Raw genomic sequence first — 17,466 nt, 5'->3', positions numbered from 1 at the left:
CGCGTTCGGAGTGCAGGAAACGATCTACCACTCGATAGGTGCAACGGGCAGTTTCCATACATTTGTTACGTCGAGGTAAATGGCTTCAGTAGTTCGAGTGATCCTTCTTCGTTTTGCCTGCTGCCGGTGGACGGCGCCCTGATCCAGCGGCCAGAATCGTCGCGAACGTCCCGCGCGCTCCGGTCGAGTTAGGTCCGGCGGCCATCCGGAAGGTATTTCTTCATGACCCGCACCTCGCCTTTCCCCTACGCGGTCGCAGGGGTTCATGCCCAGATCGGCGAAGTGATGACTGTCGAAGAATGGGCGGATCTGGCGCGTATTCCGCACCGGCACCTCAAGGGATCACATGTCAGCGGAAAAGACATCAAACGAATCCTGGGAGTGCACGGAAAAAGTTGGGATGCCGAGCAGCAGCGATTCGCGAGAATGGAGACCATCGTCGAGGTGGCCCGCAAGGCACTCGCGTCGGCCCACCTCGAACCGGACGCCGTCGAGCACATCGTCATTTCCACCTGTTCGCCCCACCAGATCATGCTGGACCAGGACGGCTTCACGCTGGCCCGGGAGATCGGGGTCCCCGACTCGGTGGCGCCGCTCCAACTGGGAGCCGGCTGCGCCGGACTCGGCCGGGCGGCTGCTCTGCTGGGCCGCATGAACATCGAGAACGCCCTCATCATCTGCTACAACCTGGGAAGCCCGTGGGCCATTGACGCCGACGGCCGCCCGCTGACGACCTATGTCGAGAACAACCACCACCCTTTCGCCAACACCCTCTGGTGTACCGGCGCACTCTTCTCCGACGCCTGCACCGCAATGGTGTTCGAACGACGCCGCGACAGCCCGGGGATCTGCCTGTACTCCCGGGACTCCCACTCCTTCGGAGAGGAGCCGGGATTCCTCGACCCCCTGGTGCACTACCCCGGAGGGGGGATCGACCACCCGCCGGGCCGACCCGGATCCGCGGAACTGTCCGCCTTCGGCCTAAACGGCAAGGCCCTGGCCAGCTATTACGCGGGGGGCATGATGCTCAACCACCAGGCCTTCAACGGCACCCTGCCCGATTACGCCAATGTCGTGCGCAGGATCTACACGCACCAGGCAGGCCCGGCCCTGGTGGAGGACTTCGCCCGGCTCGCCGACCTTCCTCCGGGAAAGGCGCCGACCAATGTCCGGCAGCTCGGAAACCTCGTTTCCGCAGCAACCCCCACCCTTTTCTACGCCGACGTCCTCAACAAGGAGATCACCAACGGCGACCTCGCCTGCTTCTCCGTGGTGGGGGCCGGGCCCGAACGCGGGGGCTTCATCGCGCCCATCAGCATCCCCGGCGAAGTCACGGCTTCGCACCCGCCCGTACCCCGCCCGCTGGATGCTCGCTGAGCCCGAATCCACCAGCTGATCTCCGGTGCGGGGGGCGAAGAGATACCTTGCGACCCGCGATGAGGTGAGTCCTCTACGCTCCCTCAGCACAATCGACAAGGCATCTCGCAAGTGGCTGTTCTCGTTCCGATCTTGAGGGACGCCAATCGAACGGGAGTCTCGTTCGGCTGAGTGCGGCGGCTGTCGTGCATGAAAGCAGGGCCTCTTGGTAGCTCGAAGGGTGTCTACGCCAAAGAGCAATCCAGGAGGCCCTGTTGTCGCAGTTCTACGGCATCGCGGAAGCGGGGTCCACTTCGGTCACTCTCGCGTGTGACTGCCTGGCACACCGGTTCGGGAACGCCGCCGACCACGGCGTGCGCGAGCGCCGCTACCCCACCGACATGTCCGATGCGGAGTGGGCGGTGGTGCGGCCGCTGCTGCCGGTGCCGGGCTGGCTGCGCGGGCGGGGCGGGCAGCCGGAGTCGTACTGCCACCGTGCGATGTTGGACGCGATCCGCTACCTCGTCGACAACGGAGTGAAGTGGCGGGCGATGCCGGCCGACTTCCCGCCGTGGGACCGGGTCTACGTCTTCTTCCGCCGCTGGCGCGAGCGCGGTCTGGTCCGGGAGTTCCACGACCGGCTCCGCCGCAAGGTCCGCGAGCGGGCCGGTCGGGATACGGAGCCGAGCGCGGGCGTGATCGACTCCCAGTCCGTCAAGGCGGACGCCGTCGTCGGCGCCGACAGCCGCGGCTTCGACGGCGGGAAATTGATCAACGGCCGCAAGCGGCACGCCGTGGTCGACACCCTCGGCCTGCTGCTGGGAGTGATGGTCACCGCCGCGGACGTCGGCGACCGCGTCGCCGCCCAGGTTCTGCTCGCCCAGGTCTCGGCAGCGCACCACCTGCTGGCGCTGGTCTGGGCCGACGACGGCTACACCGGCAGCCTCGTCGGGCACTGCCTGGCCGCCCTCGCTCTGGTCCTGGCGATCGTGAAACGCAGTGACGACATGCGCGGCTTCGTCGTGCTGCCCAAGCGGTGGATCGTGGAGAGGTTCTTCGCCCACCTGATGCGAAGTCGCCGCCTGGCGCGGGACTTCGAGCGGTCCACCGGCAGCGCGGAGGCGATGGTCTACTGGTCGGCGACGATGCTCATGACCCGGCGCCTGGCTCGGCGACGGCCTTCGCGAGCGTGAACCGTCCCGGTGCCGGCTCGGCCAGCCACCCGCGCGCTGTCAGCCGCTTCGCCTTCGACCGTAGGGCCTCGATCTTCGCGGGCACCGGGTCCAGGCCGAAGCAGCTGGCCATCTCCTTGCAGGTCAGCGGGCCTTGACCGAGCCGGCCCCGGTCCGCGAGAGCCTGCAGGATGCGCTGGTAGTCCGCCGACAGTGCCGACCAGGCCAGGCCCACACGCCACATCGGCACCACCGACTTCGGCTTCGTCGCCTCCGAAGATGCAGGCAGCGCGGGCGGTTCACCACGGTCCGACGGCTCCTCGGCGGCGTTCGGACCGGTGACGCTCTCTTCGCCCGGGGAAAGCACCTCGCCGACGCGTGAGCGGGCGATGACCCACTCGTTCCACTCCCGCTCGGCCGCGACCAGCTCGGCCTGGATACGGTCCGCCTCCTCCCGCAGCGTGTCCACACGACGGCGGGCGGTCAGCTCACGTTGTTCCAGCAGCCCCACGACCGACGGCATTCCCGACCTCCACCAGAGCGACGACACGACACGTCACCACTCCCCGAGACCGCCGATCCCATGCCCGAACAGCGAAAACACAGCCCTCAAGCCCGGAAAGACAACAGCCACTCACGGAAGTCCCCGTACCGGCAGCCCATCAGACGGAAGATCAGCCTGCCGGTGAGGGGAAGGTGGCCGGGGCGGATGACTCCTGACAGAAGCCGGTGGCTCCGGTATGGGACGTCGCCGGGAAGGTCCGCCCCGACCACGTCGCGTTCCTTGCGCGCCGCCGATTTCCGCCAGGGCCCGCGCAGAGCGGCGGGCATCCCCACGCTGAAGACCCACACCGGCCGCGTCTGGAGGAGGTCGCCGTTGAGACGCAGAAACTCCTTGGCCTGCTCCAGCCATGCCTGCCCGTGAACGGCGCTGCCGAGGACGTACGCCCCGTACACGCCGGGGTCATCCACGTCCGCCATGGACCGGGCTTCGGCTTTCAGCCCGGTGCGCGCCATCCGTACCGCGACATACTCGGCGATCTCTCGGGTCGAACCGTGTGCGGTGGCGTATCCCACCGGAACGTCCATGTCCCACCTCGTTGTGCGCCGCTGTTGCCCTTCACGGTGCCTGCCTGCTTGCAAGTCGTGCGCCCGCACTCGCATGTTGGCCGACTCGCGCAGGCCAGAAGAACTCGATCTGGGCGGAGTCAGTCGTGCGCGACCACGGCGACGGGGCACCGCACGTGGTGCATGGCGAGGTGCGTGACGCGGCCCGAGTGCGCTCCCAGCGCCCCGCGCCGGATCCGGCGCCCTACCACCAGCAGACCCGCGCCCCGCGCTGCGCTGGTGACCGCGTGCCCGGGGCGAGCGGCTTCCGCGCGGGACCGTACGACCACCGTTGGATACTTGGCACGCCACGGTTCGAGCACCGCGGCCAGCGCCCACTCGGCTTCGCGCTGGGCAGGGGAACCGACCGGAAGTTCCCTGTCGGACAGGCTCTTCACACCATCGTGCAGATTCCAGGCGTGCAGGACGCACAGCGGCGTGCTCCGGCTCTGAGCAGCTTCGAAGGCGAACCCGAGGAGTGCGTCGCAGTCGTTGCCGAGGTCGAGGGCCACGACGACATGCCGACACGGAGCACTTTCCGATGGCTGCCCGTCGGCATCGGGCACATGCTCGTCCTGGGTGCCGTAGCCCGCGCGGATCAGGATCACCGGGTTCAGTGCGCGGTCGACCACCGAGCGGGCGACGGAACCGGCGAGGACTCCGCTGATCCCACCGAGTCCTTCGTGGCCGAGGACGAGTAGCTGAGCCGTCTCGGCCACGGCCAACAGGGCGGGCACCGGCGGCTTCCGGATCTGTTCGGCGCTCGTGTACACCTGCGGATAGCGCTCGCCGAGCCGGTCCCGCGTCGTACGGAGCACCCGCCGAGCCCAGTACTGCGGGACTTTCAACTCGGGCAGCGTGACGGGGTAATCGTCTGCGGGCAGCCCCTCCCAGGCATGTACGAGTCGCAGCGGCGCGCCTCGGCGCAGCGCCTCACGAGCCCCCCAGTCGGCCGCGGCAACACTCTCCGGCGAGCCGTCCACTCCTACCGCGATCGGTTGAAGCATCGTTCCCACCTCCTGTGCCACCAGCTTTACGCCGCACGCCGGAATCGCGCAGGGGCCAACTGGTCCCCAGTCAGGTCCAATTGGGCCCGGCGCCCGTCGAATACGCCTGCTGGGCGCCGGGAAATTCGTGCCGCCGTTCGTCGATGACCAGCACGTGTTCGAGGTCGGCCAGCCGGTCCCGGATCGGTGCGACCTTGCTCCGGTACAGAGCCTCGATGGCGACCAGGACCCTGGCGTTTCCCAGGCCCATGCGCTGGGCCACGGGGTCGGGGCCGAACGCGGAGAACAGAGGGCACAGCACGCTCGCGTTCTTGAGCGTGCCGAGCACCACCGTGAACAGCTCCGGGCAGCAGGGGGCAAGGGGTGGCGATGACCAGAACGGCGACCGCTCGGACCGCGGATCCGCTGGTCAGCCCCGCCACCACGAGGGACAAGGGAAGGAACCACGCCGCATAGCGGTCGGCCAGCCGCACGATCGGTGCGCACTCGGCACCGGCCTGCTGGGCCAGTCGGACGATTCCGGCGTAGGTGCTGTCCTGCTCAGTGGCGATGGCGCGGAGTTCGAAGGCGCCCCCGGCGTTGACCGCACCGCTGCATACCCCTTCGTCCCGGCCCCGTGTGACCTGGAGGGTTCACCGGTGAGCACCCGACTCGTCGAGGACGGCGGCGGCGCTTTCCACCCGGCCGTCGACGGGTACGACTCCCCCCGAGCAAACGACGAGCAGGTCACTGATGGCAACTTCTCTCAGCGGTACGGTGGCCATACCGGTGTCCGTGCGTCGGTGTGCGGAGCGCGGGGCGTGTTCGAGCAGGTCACGGAGGTCGTGGGAGGCGCGCCGTCGGGCGGCGGCTTCCACGGTGCGGTCGGTGGCGAGCATGAGCGCGATCAGCGCGCCGACCAGGTATTCACCTGCGGCCAAGGTGCCGCCAAGCGCGAATACGGCGATGAGGTCAACACCGGCCTGTCCTCGTCGCAGTGCGGCCAGCACCCATCCGACCGCGGGGATGACGGCAGCCACGGTGCCCAACTCCCAGAACACGTCGGCGAGACCGCGGGCACCGGTGAGCCAGGCGACGCCGCCAGCCGTCAGGACTGCCGCAGTGCCGGTCAGGAGAACCAATTCGAGCTGCAGAACCGTGACTGCGGTGTTCAGAAGACGTGGTCGTGCTGCTGTGTCCCATCGTGATAGCCAGCGCCTGAGAGCGGCCGCCCTGCTCTGCTTCAGGCCCGAACTGCCAGCGGAGACGTGCTCCCCATGATCGGTCGGCGTCAAGATGGAAGACTTGGAGGGTCGGGTTACGGCGGCCCAACGGTCACCAGCCCACGGCGCTTGCGGTCTCCTCGCCGGGACGCTTCCTCATGGTCAACACGACGACCTCGGAGTACAACGACCCGAGCACGCTCGCGCCTTCGACCGAACGGCGCTCATGGTCTTCGAGTACGTCAACGGCACCTGGAACCGGATCTCCACGAAGCGGCTCCCTCGCCGACCGCCCTCATGGCGCGTACGACCTGATCGCCACCCGCCTCAGCCACGCCTTCCTGCGAAACCGCCCCCGGGTCCTCCTCCCCCCCGCCTGCCTGAGTATCTGCGCCCCGACGGCGCCATCTACATCATCACGCCGCTCGCGGACACCGTGCCCGCCGACCGCCGCGACATCACCCCCGTCGAGGACGAACTCGCTCTGGCCGCAGCCGGATGGACCACGCCCCATCGATTCGATGTCGACGGTCTGGCCGTACTGGTGCTCCGGTCTCCGGCTGCAGAGCCAGTGTCGTGGTCACCGATAAGCAGCACCGCGTGCTGCTCGGCCTATCAGTGCACGGCATCTGGGAACTACCCGGCATTCATTAGGCAATGACGTGACAACACACTTGACGCCCAATCAGAACGAGCGTGATAGCAGCGTCAAGACTCCCGGGACCTTGGTGACCTCCATACCCGCCTGCCTGGCACTCAAAGTCCGTTCAAGCAGGGCGGCGACTGATCGCCGGTTACCCAGCTAAGACGCAGGATTCCCACCAGCCGCTAGCCGTCCGCGAAGCACGCGTTCCTGCAGGGAAGACGACTGCCTGCAGCAGTCGACGCCTATGCCCAGTCGGACAGATGGCGCTTGAGGTCTGCCGACCCACCCCGTCAAAGCCGACCATGATAGCTCGTGATCGCCGGTTACCCAAACCGGTGATCCTGAGGACCATTGTTTCTCCAATGGCCACTACCGAGCACAGCAACGGACCTAAGCGACAGTAAAGGCGTTTCACCCTTGCCAGCCCAGAAGCCGCAGCGTCGCGTTCCCCATTCGCGAACTATGCCGTTGGTCTCTGGACTCTTCCACAGGTCCGTCTAGTGTTCCGTACCCCCCGGAGAACACTCGCACTTGCCCAACAAGTCGACAGCAACAAATGCCGCTACCAACCCACTTCGCGAAAAGGAGGTCGCAGCGCACTCTGCAGCTCCCCACCACCGTGCCATCGCTACCGATAGCCAGACGTTCCTCCTCAACAACGACTGGTATTCCACCAATCACCTCGCCGCTCGTCTGCACGTAGACGCCTCAACCCTGCGCCGCTGGCGCACCGCGCGGCCTCCGCAGGGACCGCCTTTCGTCACGGTCTCAGAGCGCGTCGTCGTGTATAGCGCCCTCGATGTCGAGGAATGGCTGCACAGCCGGCGCACCGTCCCTACCAAGGGGCTCAATGTCCGATAGGACCAACGTGCCTGTCGGCGTGCGAATCTCCACCGACATCGAACACCGCCCAGATCGCCCCACTCCTTACCGGGCACGTGTCCGGTGGTTCGATCCCGCCAGCAAACGCCGCCAGTCGCTGTCGGAGGGGAAGAGCAGCGAGGAAGAAGCGCAGGAGTGGCTCGAGTCTGTCATCGAGGCCGCGCAAGCCGGCTTGTCCCCGTCTCTGGCCACCATAAAGCTCGCCGAATACGGCGAAGCGAATATGGATCTCGCCCTGCGCGGGCTGGAGTTGAAGACGCTGGACCCCTATCTCTCAGGGTGGCGAGTGCGTGTGGTCCCCACCCTGGGTCACCTCGCGGTCCGGATGATCACCAACGGTGCGCTCGACCGCACCGTGCAGAACTGGATCGCCGACGAGCACAGCCGCTCCACGGTGAAGAACACCATCGCCGTCCTGGTCCGCGTCATGGAACAGGCGGTCCGCGACGGCATCATCAAGGTCAACCCCGCCCGGGTGACCGGCTGGCAGAAGCTCTACAAGCAGGCCGAGGACGAACTCCTCGACCCACGGGCACTGGCGCTGCCCGACTGGGAGACCCTCGTCGCGCTGGCCGACGCGCTCGTTACTGCCTCCCACGACCAGTACCGCGGCTGGGGAGACGTGGTCGTCTTCGCCGCGTGCACCGCCGCACGGATCGGCGAGGTCTCAGGCTGCCGCGTCGGGGACATCGACACCAACCAGTGGATCTGGACCGTGCGGCGCCAGACCACACCCGCACCGGGCGGGCTCACCGACAAGGGCACCAAGGGCAAACGAGCCCGCAAGGTCCCCATCATCGAGGAGATCCGTCCCCTGGTCGCCCAGCGCATCCTGTCCGCCGACCCCGACCCCGATGCCCGCCTGTTCACCGGCCCGCGCGGCGGACGCATCTCCACCGCCGTCCTGCGCGACGCCACGCACTGGGACGACGTCGTCACCAAGCTCGGCTACGAGCACCTGCGCCGCCATGACCTGCGGCATACCGGGCTGACCTGGTTCGCCGACGCAGGCGTGCCGGTCCACGTCCTGCGACGCATCGCCGGCCACGGGTCCCTGATCACCACTCAGCGCTACCTGCACCCCGACGTACACAAGATCACGGCCGCCGGGGCAGCGCTCTCCGCACACCTCAACGTGCTGCGCGCACCCCGCTCGCTGCCGAGCCCGATCGTCAAGACCCGCTGACCCCGGGTCAAGGACTCTTGGCCCCTCACTGGTCCCCAACTGGTCCCCAACTGGTCCCCAAAAACGATCAAGGGCCGGTATCGGATACCTCCGATACCGGCCCTGACCTGCGACTGTCACCAGTCGGGACGACAGGATTTGAACCTGCGACCCCTTGACCCCCAGTCAAGTGCGCTACCAAGCTGCGCCACGTCCCGATGCCCGTCTGACCTGGGCTTTCCCCTGGCCGAACGCGCACCGAAACAATACCGCACTCCGGACCGTGATCGCTCACTCCTTTCGGCGGCCGGCCGCAGGGCGGGTCCCTGTTGACCTCAAGTGCGGTTTAAGTTGCACGCTTCTCGGCATGACGACGACCACGGAACCCGCATACGACTACGCAGATCTGCCCCGCCTCATGGGGCGGATGACGGGGGCGGAGAAGCACGGCCCCGCCGCCACATCGACGCTCGACGCGCTCTGGGTGCTCTACGACCGCGTGCTCGACGTCACACCTGAGCGCATGGACGACCCGGGGCGCGACCGGTTCCTGCTCTCCAAGGGGCACGGGCCGATGGCGTACTACGCGGTGCTCGCGGCCAAGGGATTCCTGCCCGTGGAGTGGCTTGAGGACTTCGGGTCGTACGACTCGCCGCTCGGGCACCACCCCGACCGGGTGCTCGTGCCGGGGGCCGAGATCGGCAGCGGGTCGCTGGGGCACGGACTGCCGCTCGCCGTGGGGACGGCGCTCGGGCTCAAGGCGCGCGGGCAGTCCGAGGCCCGCGTGTGGGTGCTCGTCGGGGACGCCGAGATGGACGAGGGCAGCAACCACGAGGCCGTGGCCTACGCCGGGCCCGCCGGGCTCGAGCGACTGCACGTCCTGGTGATCGACAACGCCTCCGCCAGCTACGCGCGGCCCGGCGGGATCGCCGCCAGGTTCGAGGCGGCGGGCTGGTCCGCCGAGACCGTCGACGGGCGGGACCACGAGGCGCTGTACGCCGCCTTCACCGCGCCGCATCCCGGGCGGCCGCGCGTGGTGGTCGCCCGGGTCGAGCCCAAGGAGTACGCGGGCGAGCCCAAGTCCGCGTGAGCCGACACCACCCCTCCACCACCACCCCGCGTACGCACATACCGGAAGGACCGTTCTGTCATGGACACCATGCGTGACCGCCTCGCCCCCGTTCTCACCCGGCTGCTCGACGAGGATCCCCGCGTCGCCGTCGTTCTGGCCGAGATCGGCAAGGACGGCTTCACCGAGGCGATGCGCGACCACCCGGACCGGGTGATCAACGTGGGCATCAGGGAGCAGCTGCTCGTGGGGGCGGGCGCCGGGCTCGCGCTCGCCGGGCTGCGACCCGTCGTGCACACCTTCGCCAGCTTCCTCGTCGAGCGGCCGTTCGAGCAGATCAAGCTCGACTTCGGGCACCAGGGCGTGGGCGGGGTCCTGGTCAGCGCCGCGGCGTCGTACGACTGGCCCGCGGGCGGCTTCACCCACATGTCGCCCGGTGACGTGGCCCTGCTCGACACCCTCGACGGCTGGACCGTGCACGTGCCCGGCCACCCCGACGAGGCCGAGGCGCTGCTGCGGCACGCCGTCGCCGCGGGTGACGACAAGGTGTACGTACGTCTGTCGGTGCAGGCGAACGAGCAGGCCCTCGCGGTCGACGGAGCGCGCTTCCTGCCCGTGCGCGAGGGGCGCTCCGGCGTGGTCGTCGCGGTCGGGCCGATGCTCGACCAGGTGCTCGCCGCGACCGAGGGGCTCGATGTGAGCGTGCTGTACGCGACGACCGTGCGCCCCTTCGACGAGGAGGCGCTGCGCCGCGCCGTCGGGGCCGGGCCGTCCGCCGACGTCGTGATCGTCGAGCCGTACCTCGCGGGCACCTCGACGAGCGCGGTGAACGACGCGCTCGCGGATCTGCCGCACCGGGTGCTCGGTCTGGGCGTCGGCCGCCGCGAGCTGCGCCGCTACGGGACCGTGGAGGAGCACACGGCCGCGCACGGGCTCGACGCGGCGTCGCTGCGCGGGCGCATCACCGGCTTCCTGGGCGAGCGGACGCGGGCCGGGGTGGTGTCGTAGCGGCCGGACCGCCCGTCGCGCCCGTCGTGTCTGTCGCGCCCATCACGCCTGTCGCACCCGCCGCACCCGCCGCGCCCGCCGCGCCCGCCGCGCCCGCCGGCAGTCCTCCGTAGGCGGGCTCGACGCGGACCAGGCCGCGGATAGCGGGCACCGAGAGCAGTACGAGGCACACCACGCCCGCCATCACGCCGCCCGTGATCAGCACCCGCTCGGCACCGAAGGCACTCGCGGCGGGACCCGCGAGTGCCTGGCCGACCGGGAGCAGGGCGAGCGAGCCCGCCACGTCGTAGGCGTGGATGCGGTTGAGGACGTCCGGCGGGACCTGGGTCTGCACGCTCGTCGCCCACATCACGCCCCAGAACGAGATCCCGGCGCCCGCGACGGCCGCGCCGAGCGCCATCAGCGGGACGCCGAGCCGGGCGCCGACCGCCGTCGGGAAGGCGCAGTAGCCGAAGAGGGCGAGGGACCCGGCGCGCAGCATGCGGCGGGGGCGCAGCCGCAGGGCGATCAGGCCGCCGACGACGGTGCCCGCGCCAAGTGCCGAGTTGACCAGGCCGTACGCGCCCGAACCGTGCTCCTGGACGACGAGGGTGGCCACCAGCGGCACGGTCGGTCCGCTGGTCGTGATCATCAGTACGCCGAAGATGGCGATCACGCCCCACAGCCAGGTGCGGGCCCTGAACTCCCGCCAGCCCTGCACCAGATCGGCCCGGAAGCCCTCGCTGTCCGGGAGCGAGCCCGGCAGCGCGGGCGGCAGCCGGAGCAGGACGAGGCAGAGGGCGCTCAGCGCGTACGTCCCCGCGTGCGCGGCGAAGACCGCGCCCGGCGAGGCGAGGCCCACCAGGACACCGGCGACGGCGGGGCCCGCGAGGGACGCCGTCGACTCGGCCACGCGTATCGCGCCGTTGGCCTTCTGGACGTCGGCGGCGAGCCGCGGGACCGTGCTCGCGACGCCCGGCTGGAAGAGGGCGGCGGCCGCTCCGTTGACCGCGCCGATCAGGCAGATCTGCCACAGGACGACGTGGCCGGTGAAGAAGAAAACCGCCGCGAGCGCCTGGGTGACGAGCCGGACGGCATCGGCGCCGATCATCAGCAGGCGGGTGCTGAACCGGTCGGCGAAGACCCCGCCGAAGATGACGAGACCCGCGAAACAGACGGTCGTCGCGGCCATCGCGAGGCCCACGGCCCCCGCGCCGTGACCGTGTTCGAGGAGGCCCGCCGCGAGGGCGACGGGCAGCATGGTGTCGCCGAGCTTGGCCACGGCGCGGGCGGCGAAGAACAGTCCGAAGTCCCGCGACCAGATGGTGTGACGCGTCGCCCGGGTGCCGTGACGCGTCGCCCGGGTCCCGTGACGCGTCGACCGGGTGCGACGGCGCGCCCTCCAGCCGCCGTGGCGCGCCGTACCGCTCCGCTTCCCCGGCCCCATCCCGATCCCCTCCCGACGGCACTGGGGGGATCATGCCACGGCGGAAAGACAGCGCTCTCTTTCACTCGGCTCTGCTCGGCCCAGCCCTGATCAGCCCGTGGTCGGCCCCGCTCAGCCCGTGGTCGGCACCCCCAACTCCGGGTGCGCTTCGAGGAGTCGGGGCGGGGCCGCCTGTCGCCAGGAGTCCTCGAGGATGTCGGTCAGCTCCTCCTCGTCGAGCGCCGCGAGGCGCACCCGCACCCAGGCGGAGCCCGCCTCGTGGTCGGCGACCCAGAACTTGTCGGGCTCGGCGAGGACCAGCTCGTCCCGCTCCACTTTCGGACAGCGCACGGCGAAGGACGTCTCGTCGTCGGGCACCGTCACGAACATCTTTCCGGCCACGCGGAAGGTGGGCATGCTCCACGCGATCTTCTCCACCGTGTCCGGCAGGGCGAGGGCGATGCGGCGCACGTCGTCGGAGGTGACGCGGGCACGGGATCTGGACTTCGACATGGCATGAACCGTAGCCAACGCCACTGACACTCACCCGCCGACGGCCGCACCCGCCCCCGCGCCCGTCCCCGGGGCCCGCCCCCGGGGACGGCCCCCGAGCGGGCCTCACAGCACCCGCTCGTCCAGCCAGGCCGTCAGGTCGTCCTGGACCTCGTCCCTGTTGGTCTCGTTGAGGATCTCGTGGCGGGCGTCCGGGTAGCCCTTCCAGGTGAGGTCCTCGACGCCCACGTACCGGAAGTCCTCCAGGAGCTCGTGGACCAGCGTCATGCCCTGGTTGCACGGGTCCTGCTCGCCGACCGCGAGGTGGATCGGCAGATCGGCGGGCACGCGCGCGAGGTTGCGCGGATCGTTGATCTTGCGTACGGCGCGCACCCAGTCCAGCGAGAGGCCCGCGGAGAACGGGAATCCGCAGCGCTCGTCGGCGACGTAGGCGTCGACCTCGGCCTCGTCGCGCGAGAGCCACTCGAAGCCCGTGCGGTGCGGGTAGGGGTCGTTGAAGGAGGCGAAGAGGTCGGGGACGAACGAGGAAGGCGCAGCGCGGCCACCCTCGGCGATCTCCCGTTCGAGGCGGGCGATGGACTCCTGCGTCTCGGCGCCGGGCAGCGAACGGAACGTGCCCGAGAGGATCAGTCCCGCGAGCCCGTCGGCGTACTCCTGCGCGTAGTCCCGCGCGAGCATCGAGCCGAGGCTGTGGCCCAGGAGGAAGAAGGGGAGCCCGGGGTGCAGGGTGCGCACCTGGTCACCGATCGCCTTGAGGTCGTCGACGATGGCCCGCCAGCTGTCGGCGCCGTCCGCACCACGCGCGCCGGTCGCCCCCTGCACCCCGTCGGCCCCTGAGGTGACGCCGAAGCCGCCCGTGGCCTGCGCGGTGGCGCCGTGGCCTCGGTGGTCGGAGGCGACCACTCCGTAGCCGCGCGCGGTCAGGTGGCGGGCGAACCGGTCGTAGCGCAGGGCGTGTTCGGCGGCGCCGTGCGCGATCTGGACGTAGGCGCGGGGCCTGCCGTCGGCGGGCAGCCAGGTGTACGTGGCGACGGGCACGCCGTCCGCCGCGTTGAGCAGCCCCGCGGTGAAGGGCGTGGTGGTCGGGCCGTGGGCGTCGTCTCGGTCGGGCATCGGAACGGGCTCCCTGGGATGGTGGCTGGATTCCTCCGGCTCAGCCTCCCCCGCGTACCCCACCTCATGCGGATCACGAGGGCCGGCTCCGCCCGGGTGGGCTCCGCCCGGAGGGGCGCACGGCTTCAACTCCCACCCCACGCGAGCCCCTTCTGGCCCGAGCCGACCCATTGACCCTCCACAGAACCGGAACCTACGCTGAGCCTCGCGTGACGAAAGCGCTTTCTAGGGGGCGGCTCCCCAGGAGCTGCCCACCCGCTCGAGCACAGCGGCAAACAGCAGCGCAGACGCAACTCACCGCACACCCGGCGACCGGCAGCCGCCCATCAGCCAAGCCCAGGGAGCGCCATGAGTTCCACGGCACCGCAGCGTGCGCCAAGACCCCTGCTCGTCCTCATCGCCCTGCTCGCCCTCGTCGTGGGCCTCGGCATCGGCGCCCCGCCCCGCGCCGAGGCCGCACCGGCCTTCCGTGTCCTGGTCTTCTCCAAGGTCACGAACTACGCCCACGACTCGATCCCCGCGGGCATCGAAGCGATCGAGAAGCTCGGCAGCGAGAACGGGTTCGAGGTCGAGGCCACCGACGACGCGTCGGCGTTCACCGACGCCAACCTCGCCCGCTTCCAGGCGATCGTGTTCAACAACACCAACTCCACTCCGGAGAAGGGCGATCTGCTCGACGCCGCCCAGCGCGCCGCCTTCCAGAAGTACGTCAGGGCGGGCGGCGGCTGGGTCGGCCTGCACGCGGCGTCGGCGAGCGAGCGGGACTGGCAGTGGTACGAGGGCCTGGTCGGCGCGATCTTCGACAAGCACCCCGCCGTACAGACGGGACGGGTGAAGGTGCTCGACCACGCGCACCCGTCCACGAAGGGGCTGCCCGAGCTCTGGGAGCGCACGGAGGAGTGGTACAACTGGCGCGCCAACCCCACGGGGAAGGTGCACACCCTCGCACAGGTCAAGGTGCGCGACGGCGTCACGGGCCTCGACGAGGGCGTCGACCAGCCGTGGTCCTGGTGCCAGAAGTACGACGGCGGCCGCTCCTGGTACACGGCGGGCGGGCACGCCAAGGCGGCCTTCCAGGAAGAGGGTTTCCTGCGCCACGTCCTCGGCGGCATCCAGTGGGCGGCAGGCGACAAGCCGGGCGACTGCACCGCTACGAAGACGGGCGGTTTCCAGCGCACGCCCCTCGCCACCGAGGATCTCGCCGATCCGTTCGAGCTGGCCGTGGCGCCCGACCGCCGGGTCTTCTTCATCCAGCGCACCGGAAAGCTCAAGATCATCGATCAGGAGACGCTGAAGGTCTCCACGGCACTCGACCTCGCGTACACCCCGGAGATGACGAGCCAGTCGGACGGACTGCTCGGGCTCGCGCTCGATCCGGGGTTCAAGGACAACCACTGGCTGTATCTCCTGCACTCCGACAAGACCCAGAAACGCATCAACTTGTCGCGCTTCACCGAGGCGCGCGGAAAGATCGATCCGGCTTCCGAGAAGCGTCTGTTGACGATTCCGACGTGGCGCGGCGAGGGCCGGGCGAATTCGCACATGGCGGGTTCGATCGCCTTCGACAAGAAGGGCGACCTCTATGTCGCGACGGGCGACAACACCGACCCGTTCGCCTCTGACGGCTTCACCCCGATCGACGAGCGCGAGGGCCGCCGCGCCTGGGACGCGCAGGGCACGGCGGGCAATACGAACGATCTGCGCGGAAAGATCCTGCGGATCACGCCCAAGGACGACGGAACGTATGCCGTTCCCCCGGGGAACCTCTTCCCCGCGGGCACGGAGAAGACGCGCTCCGAGGTCTACGCGATGGGGCTGCGCAATCCCTTCAGGATCACCACGGACCCGCTGAGCGGCGCGCTCCTGGTCGCCGACTACGGGCCCGACGCCAGGAAAGCCGTCGCGGACCGGGGCCCCGAGGGGACCGTGGAGTTCGACCGGATCACCGAGGCGGGCAATTACGGCTGGCCGTACTGCGTCGGCGACAACACCCCCTTCAACGACTACGACTTCGCGACCAAGACGCCGAAGGGGAAATTCGACTGCGCGAAGGTCGTCAACGACTCACCGAACAACACGGGGCTGCGCGACCTGCCGCCCGCGAAGGCCGCGAACGTCTGGTACGCGTACTCCGATTCCCCGGAGTTCCCCGAACTCGGCACGGGCGGCGGCGGACCGATGAGCGGCCCCGTCTATGACTACGACGCCGCCAACGCGTACAAGACGAAGTTCCCCGAGTACTTCGAGGGGAAGTGGTTCGCCTACGAGCTGACCCGGCAGTGGTTCAAGACCTTCTCGATCCAGGAGAAGGACCAGACGTTCACCGATCCGCGCTTCGAACCGGCGAAGAAGGGCGATCTGCAGTCCATCAATTCCGTCTTCCCCGACATGAAGTGGAATCAGCCTTTCGACGCCGATTTCGGTCCTGACGGCGCTCTGTACGTCATCGACTTCGGGCTCGGCAGCGGCACGGGCCGAGGCGGCAGCAACGAGGGCGCGGGCATCTACCGCATCGACTACGTGGCGGACGGACGGCTGCCCGACGCCCGGATCACGGCGACGCCGGACAACGGGCGGACGCCCCTGACCGTGAAGTTCTCCAGCGAGGGCTCCGGACTGCCCGGCGGGAAGCCCGTCACCTACGCGTGGGACTTCGACGGCGACGGCACGACCGACTCGACCGAGGCGAACCCCACCCACACGTACACGAAGAAGGGCCAGTTCAGCGCGCGCCTCAAGGTCACGGGCCCCGGGGAGCTCAGCGGGCTCGCCGTACGCGACGTCACGGTCGGCAACACGCGTCCCGTGGTGACGATCCAACAGCCGCCGAACGGCGGGACGTTCAGCTTCGGCGACACCATCCCGTTCAAGGTCAGGGTGACGGACAGGGAGGACGGGCCGATCGACTGCGGCAAGGTGGTCGTCCAGTCCCAGTTGGGGCACGACAGCCATCTGCATCCGCTGGACAACTACACCGGCTGCTCGGGTGAGATCGTGACGGACGCCGGGGACAGCCACGGTCCGGGACAGAACCTGTACTACGGGATCACCGCCCAGTACGAGGACAGGGGCGCGGACGGCGTGCCCGCGCTGACCGGGTCCGCCTCGCTGACGCTGCGGACGTCGTTCCGCGAGGCCGAGCACCGCACCGCGACGGGTGGCGCGCACGGCGGGGCCGAGACCGGTGACCGGGCGGAGGCGTCGGGCGGCAAGCGGCTCATCGAGATCGAGGACGGCGACTGGGTCTCCTTCGACCCCGTGCACCTCAAGGGGGTCGACTCCGTGACCGTGGGGGCGGCGTCGGGCGGGCTCGGCGGGGACATCGAGTTCCGCGCGGGATCGCCCACGGGCGAGCTGCTCGGCAAGGTGACCGTGCCAAGCACCGGAGCGTGGGGCAACTTCGTCTCGCCGACGACCGAACTCGCCGACCACGACGGCACGACGACGCTGTACGCGGTCTTCACCAACCCGCGCTGGACGGCCGAAGGGCCCGACCTGCTCACGGTCGACTGGCTGCGCTTCAACGGGCCGGGCGTCGAGAAGTCCGCGGGGGCGAAGGTGACGGTGACCGCCGCGCCCGACAGCGGCGCGCCGCCGCTCGCGGTGAAGCTCACGGGCAAGGTGAAGCTGCCCCCGGGCCGCACCGCCGCCTCCTACCACTGGGACTTCGGCGACAACACGAAGCCGTCCGGCGGCGCGGAGGGCCCGACGGCCGACCACGCGTACGCGCGCGCGGGGGCGTACACCGCGCACCTGACGGTGACCGACGACAAGGGCGACACGACGACCGGCGCCGTCCGGATCACGGCGAAGTGAGGACG

At 69.5% G+C, this 17,466-nt stretch carries 13 protein-coding genes, 1 tRNA gene and 1 pseudogene; 6 read left to right on the top strand and 9 right to left on the bottom strand.

The genetic code is table 11. From position 1 onward, the window contains the following. The first annotated feature begins 222 nt into the window (after window positions 1-222). Window positions 223-1,377: a 3-oxoacyl-[acyl-carrier-protein] synthase III C-terminal domain-containing protein gene (locus tag KY5_RS36420; RefSeq protein WP_098246201.1), complete on the top strand. Its 1,155-nt coding sequence runs from the start codon at window positions 223-225 to the stop codon at window positions 1,375-1,377. A 254-nt stretch (window positions 1,378-1,631) separates the two neighbouring features. After that, a complete protein-coding gene (locus KY5_RS36415; protein ID WP_234363029.1) occupies window positions 1,632-2,549 on the top strand; it encodes an IS5 family transposase in 918 nt (305 codons plus the stop codon). Here KY5_RS36415 and KY5_RS36410 read toward each other — a convergent pair. From KY5_RS36410 to KY5_RS36390, 5 genes and pseudogenes are all read right to left on the bottom strand, one after another. After that, the gene (locus KY5_RS36410; RefSeq protein ID WP_098246200.1) at window positions 2,506-3,051 is read right to left on the bottom strand and encodes a hypothetical protein; all 546 of its coding nucleotides are present in this window, start codon (window positions 3,049-3,051) and stop codon (window positions 2,506-2,508) included. The genes KY5_RS36415 and KY5_RS36410 overlap by 44 nt on opposite strands. Before the next feature lie 86 nt (window positions 3,052-3,137). After that, on the bottom strand, window positions 3,138-3,617 hold the full coding sequence (locus KY5_RS36405) for a flavodoxin domain-containing protein (RefSeq protein ID WP_098246199.1): 480 nt from the start codon (window positions 3,615-3,617) through the stop codon (window positions 3,138-3,140). A 119-nt stretch (window positions 3,618-3,736) separates the two neighbouring features. Continuing rightward, window positions 3,737-4,642, bottom strand: coding sequence for a universal stress protein (locus KY5_RS36400; RefSeq protein WP_098246198.1), 906 nt, complete (start codon window positions 4,640-4,642; stop codon window positions 3,737-3,739). A 70-nt stretch (window positions 4,643-4,712) separates the two neighbouring features. Beyond that, window positions 4,713-4,973 carry a hypothetical protein gene (locus KY5_RS36395; RefSeq protein WP_324965841.1) on the bottom strand — a complete coding sequence of 87 codons (261 nt, stop codon included), beginning with the start codon at window positions 4,971-4,973 and terminating at the stop codon, window positions 4,713-4,715. Continuing rightward, window positions 4,957-5,796, bottom strand: a pseudogene (locus tag KY5_RS36390) (heavy metal translocating P-type ATPase); the annotation flags it as partial. The gene KY5_RS36395 and the pseudogene KY5_RS36390, both read right to left, overlap by 17 nt. Before the next feature lie 1,868 nt (window positions 5,797-7,664). Between KY5_RS36390 and KY5_RS36380 the strand changes: the two are divergent. Further along, the gene (locus KY5_RS36380; RefSeq protein ID WP_234363028.1) at window positions 7,665-8,558 is read left to right on the top strand and encodes a tyrosine-type recombinase/integrase; all 894 of its coding nucleotides are present in this window, start codon (window positions 7,665-7,667) and stop codon (window positions 8,556-8,558) included. A 123-nt stretch (window positions 8,559-8,681) separates the two neighbouring features. Here the strand turns inward: KY5_RS36380 and KY5_RS36375 are convergent. Continuing rightward, window positions 8,682-8,755 (bottom strand) — tRNA-Pro (locus tag KY5_RS36375). 149 nt (window positions 8,756-8,904) lie between these two features. Here KY5_RS36375 and KY5_RS36370 point away from each other — a divergent pair. Beyond that, window positions 8,905-9,627, top strand: a complete 723-nt coding sequence (locus tag KY5_RS36370) for a transketolase (RefSeq protein WP_098246196.1) — start codon at window positions 8,905-8,907, stop codon at window positions 9,625-9,627. 60 nt (window positions 9,628-9,687) lie between these two features. Continuing rightward, on the top strand, window positions 9,688-10,614 hold the full coding sequence (locus KY5_RS36365; protein ID WP_098246195.1) for a transketolase family protein: 927 nt from the start codon (window positions 9,688-9,690) through the stop codon (window positions 10,612-10,614). Here KY5_RS36365 and KY5_RS36360 read toward each other — a convergent pair. The 3 genes from KY5_RS36360 to KY5_RS36350 form a co-directional block, all read right to left on the bottom strand. After that, complete coding sequence (locus KY5_RS36360) at window positions 10,568-12,040, bottom strand: MFS transporter (RefSeq protein ID WP_098246194.1); 1,473 nt, start codon at window positions 12,038-12,040, stop codon at window positions 10,568-10,570. The two genes, KY5_RS36365 and KY5_RS36360, sit on opposite strands and share 47 nt — an antisense overlap. Window positions 12,041-12,151: 111 nt before the next feature. Then, a complete protein-coding gene (locus tag KY5_RS36355) occupies window positions 12,152-12,532 on the bottom strand; it encodes an MmcQ/YjbR family DNA-binding protein (protein WP_098246193.1) in 381 nt (126 codons plus the stop codon). A 105-nt stretch (window positions 12,533-12,637) separates the two neighbouring features. Further along, window positions 12,638-13,645, bottom strand: a complete 1,008-nt coding sequence (locus KY5_RS36350; RefSeq protein WP_098246192.1) for an alpha/beta fold hydrolase — start codon at window positions 13,643-13,645, stop codon at window positions 12,638-12,640. A gap of 348 nt (window positions 13,646-13,993) precedes the next feature. Between KY5_RS36350 and KY5_RS36345 the strand changes: the two genes are divergently transcribed. Further along, the gene (locus KY5_RS36345) at window positions 13,994-17,461 is read left to right on the top strand and encodes a ThuA domain-containing protein (protein ID WP_098246191.1); all 3,468 of its coding nucleotides are present in this window, start codon (window positions 13,994-13,996) and stop codon (window positions 17,459-17,461) included. Window positions 17,462-17,466 lie beyond the last annotated feature (5 nt).

It is taken from the genome of Streptomyces formicae (assembly GCF_002556545.1).
GTDB lineage: Bacteria > Actinomycetota > Actinomycetes > Streptomycetales > Streptomycetaceae > Streptomyces > Streptomyces formicae_A.
Note: the sequence above shows the minus strand (reverse complement) of the source record. Positions and strands in the feature narration are given on the sequence as shown.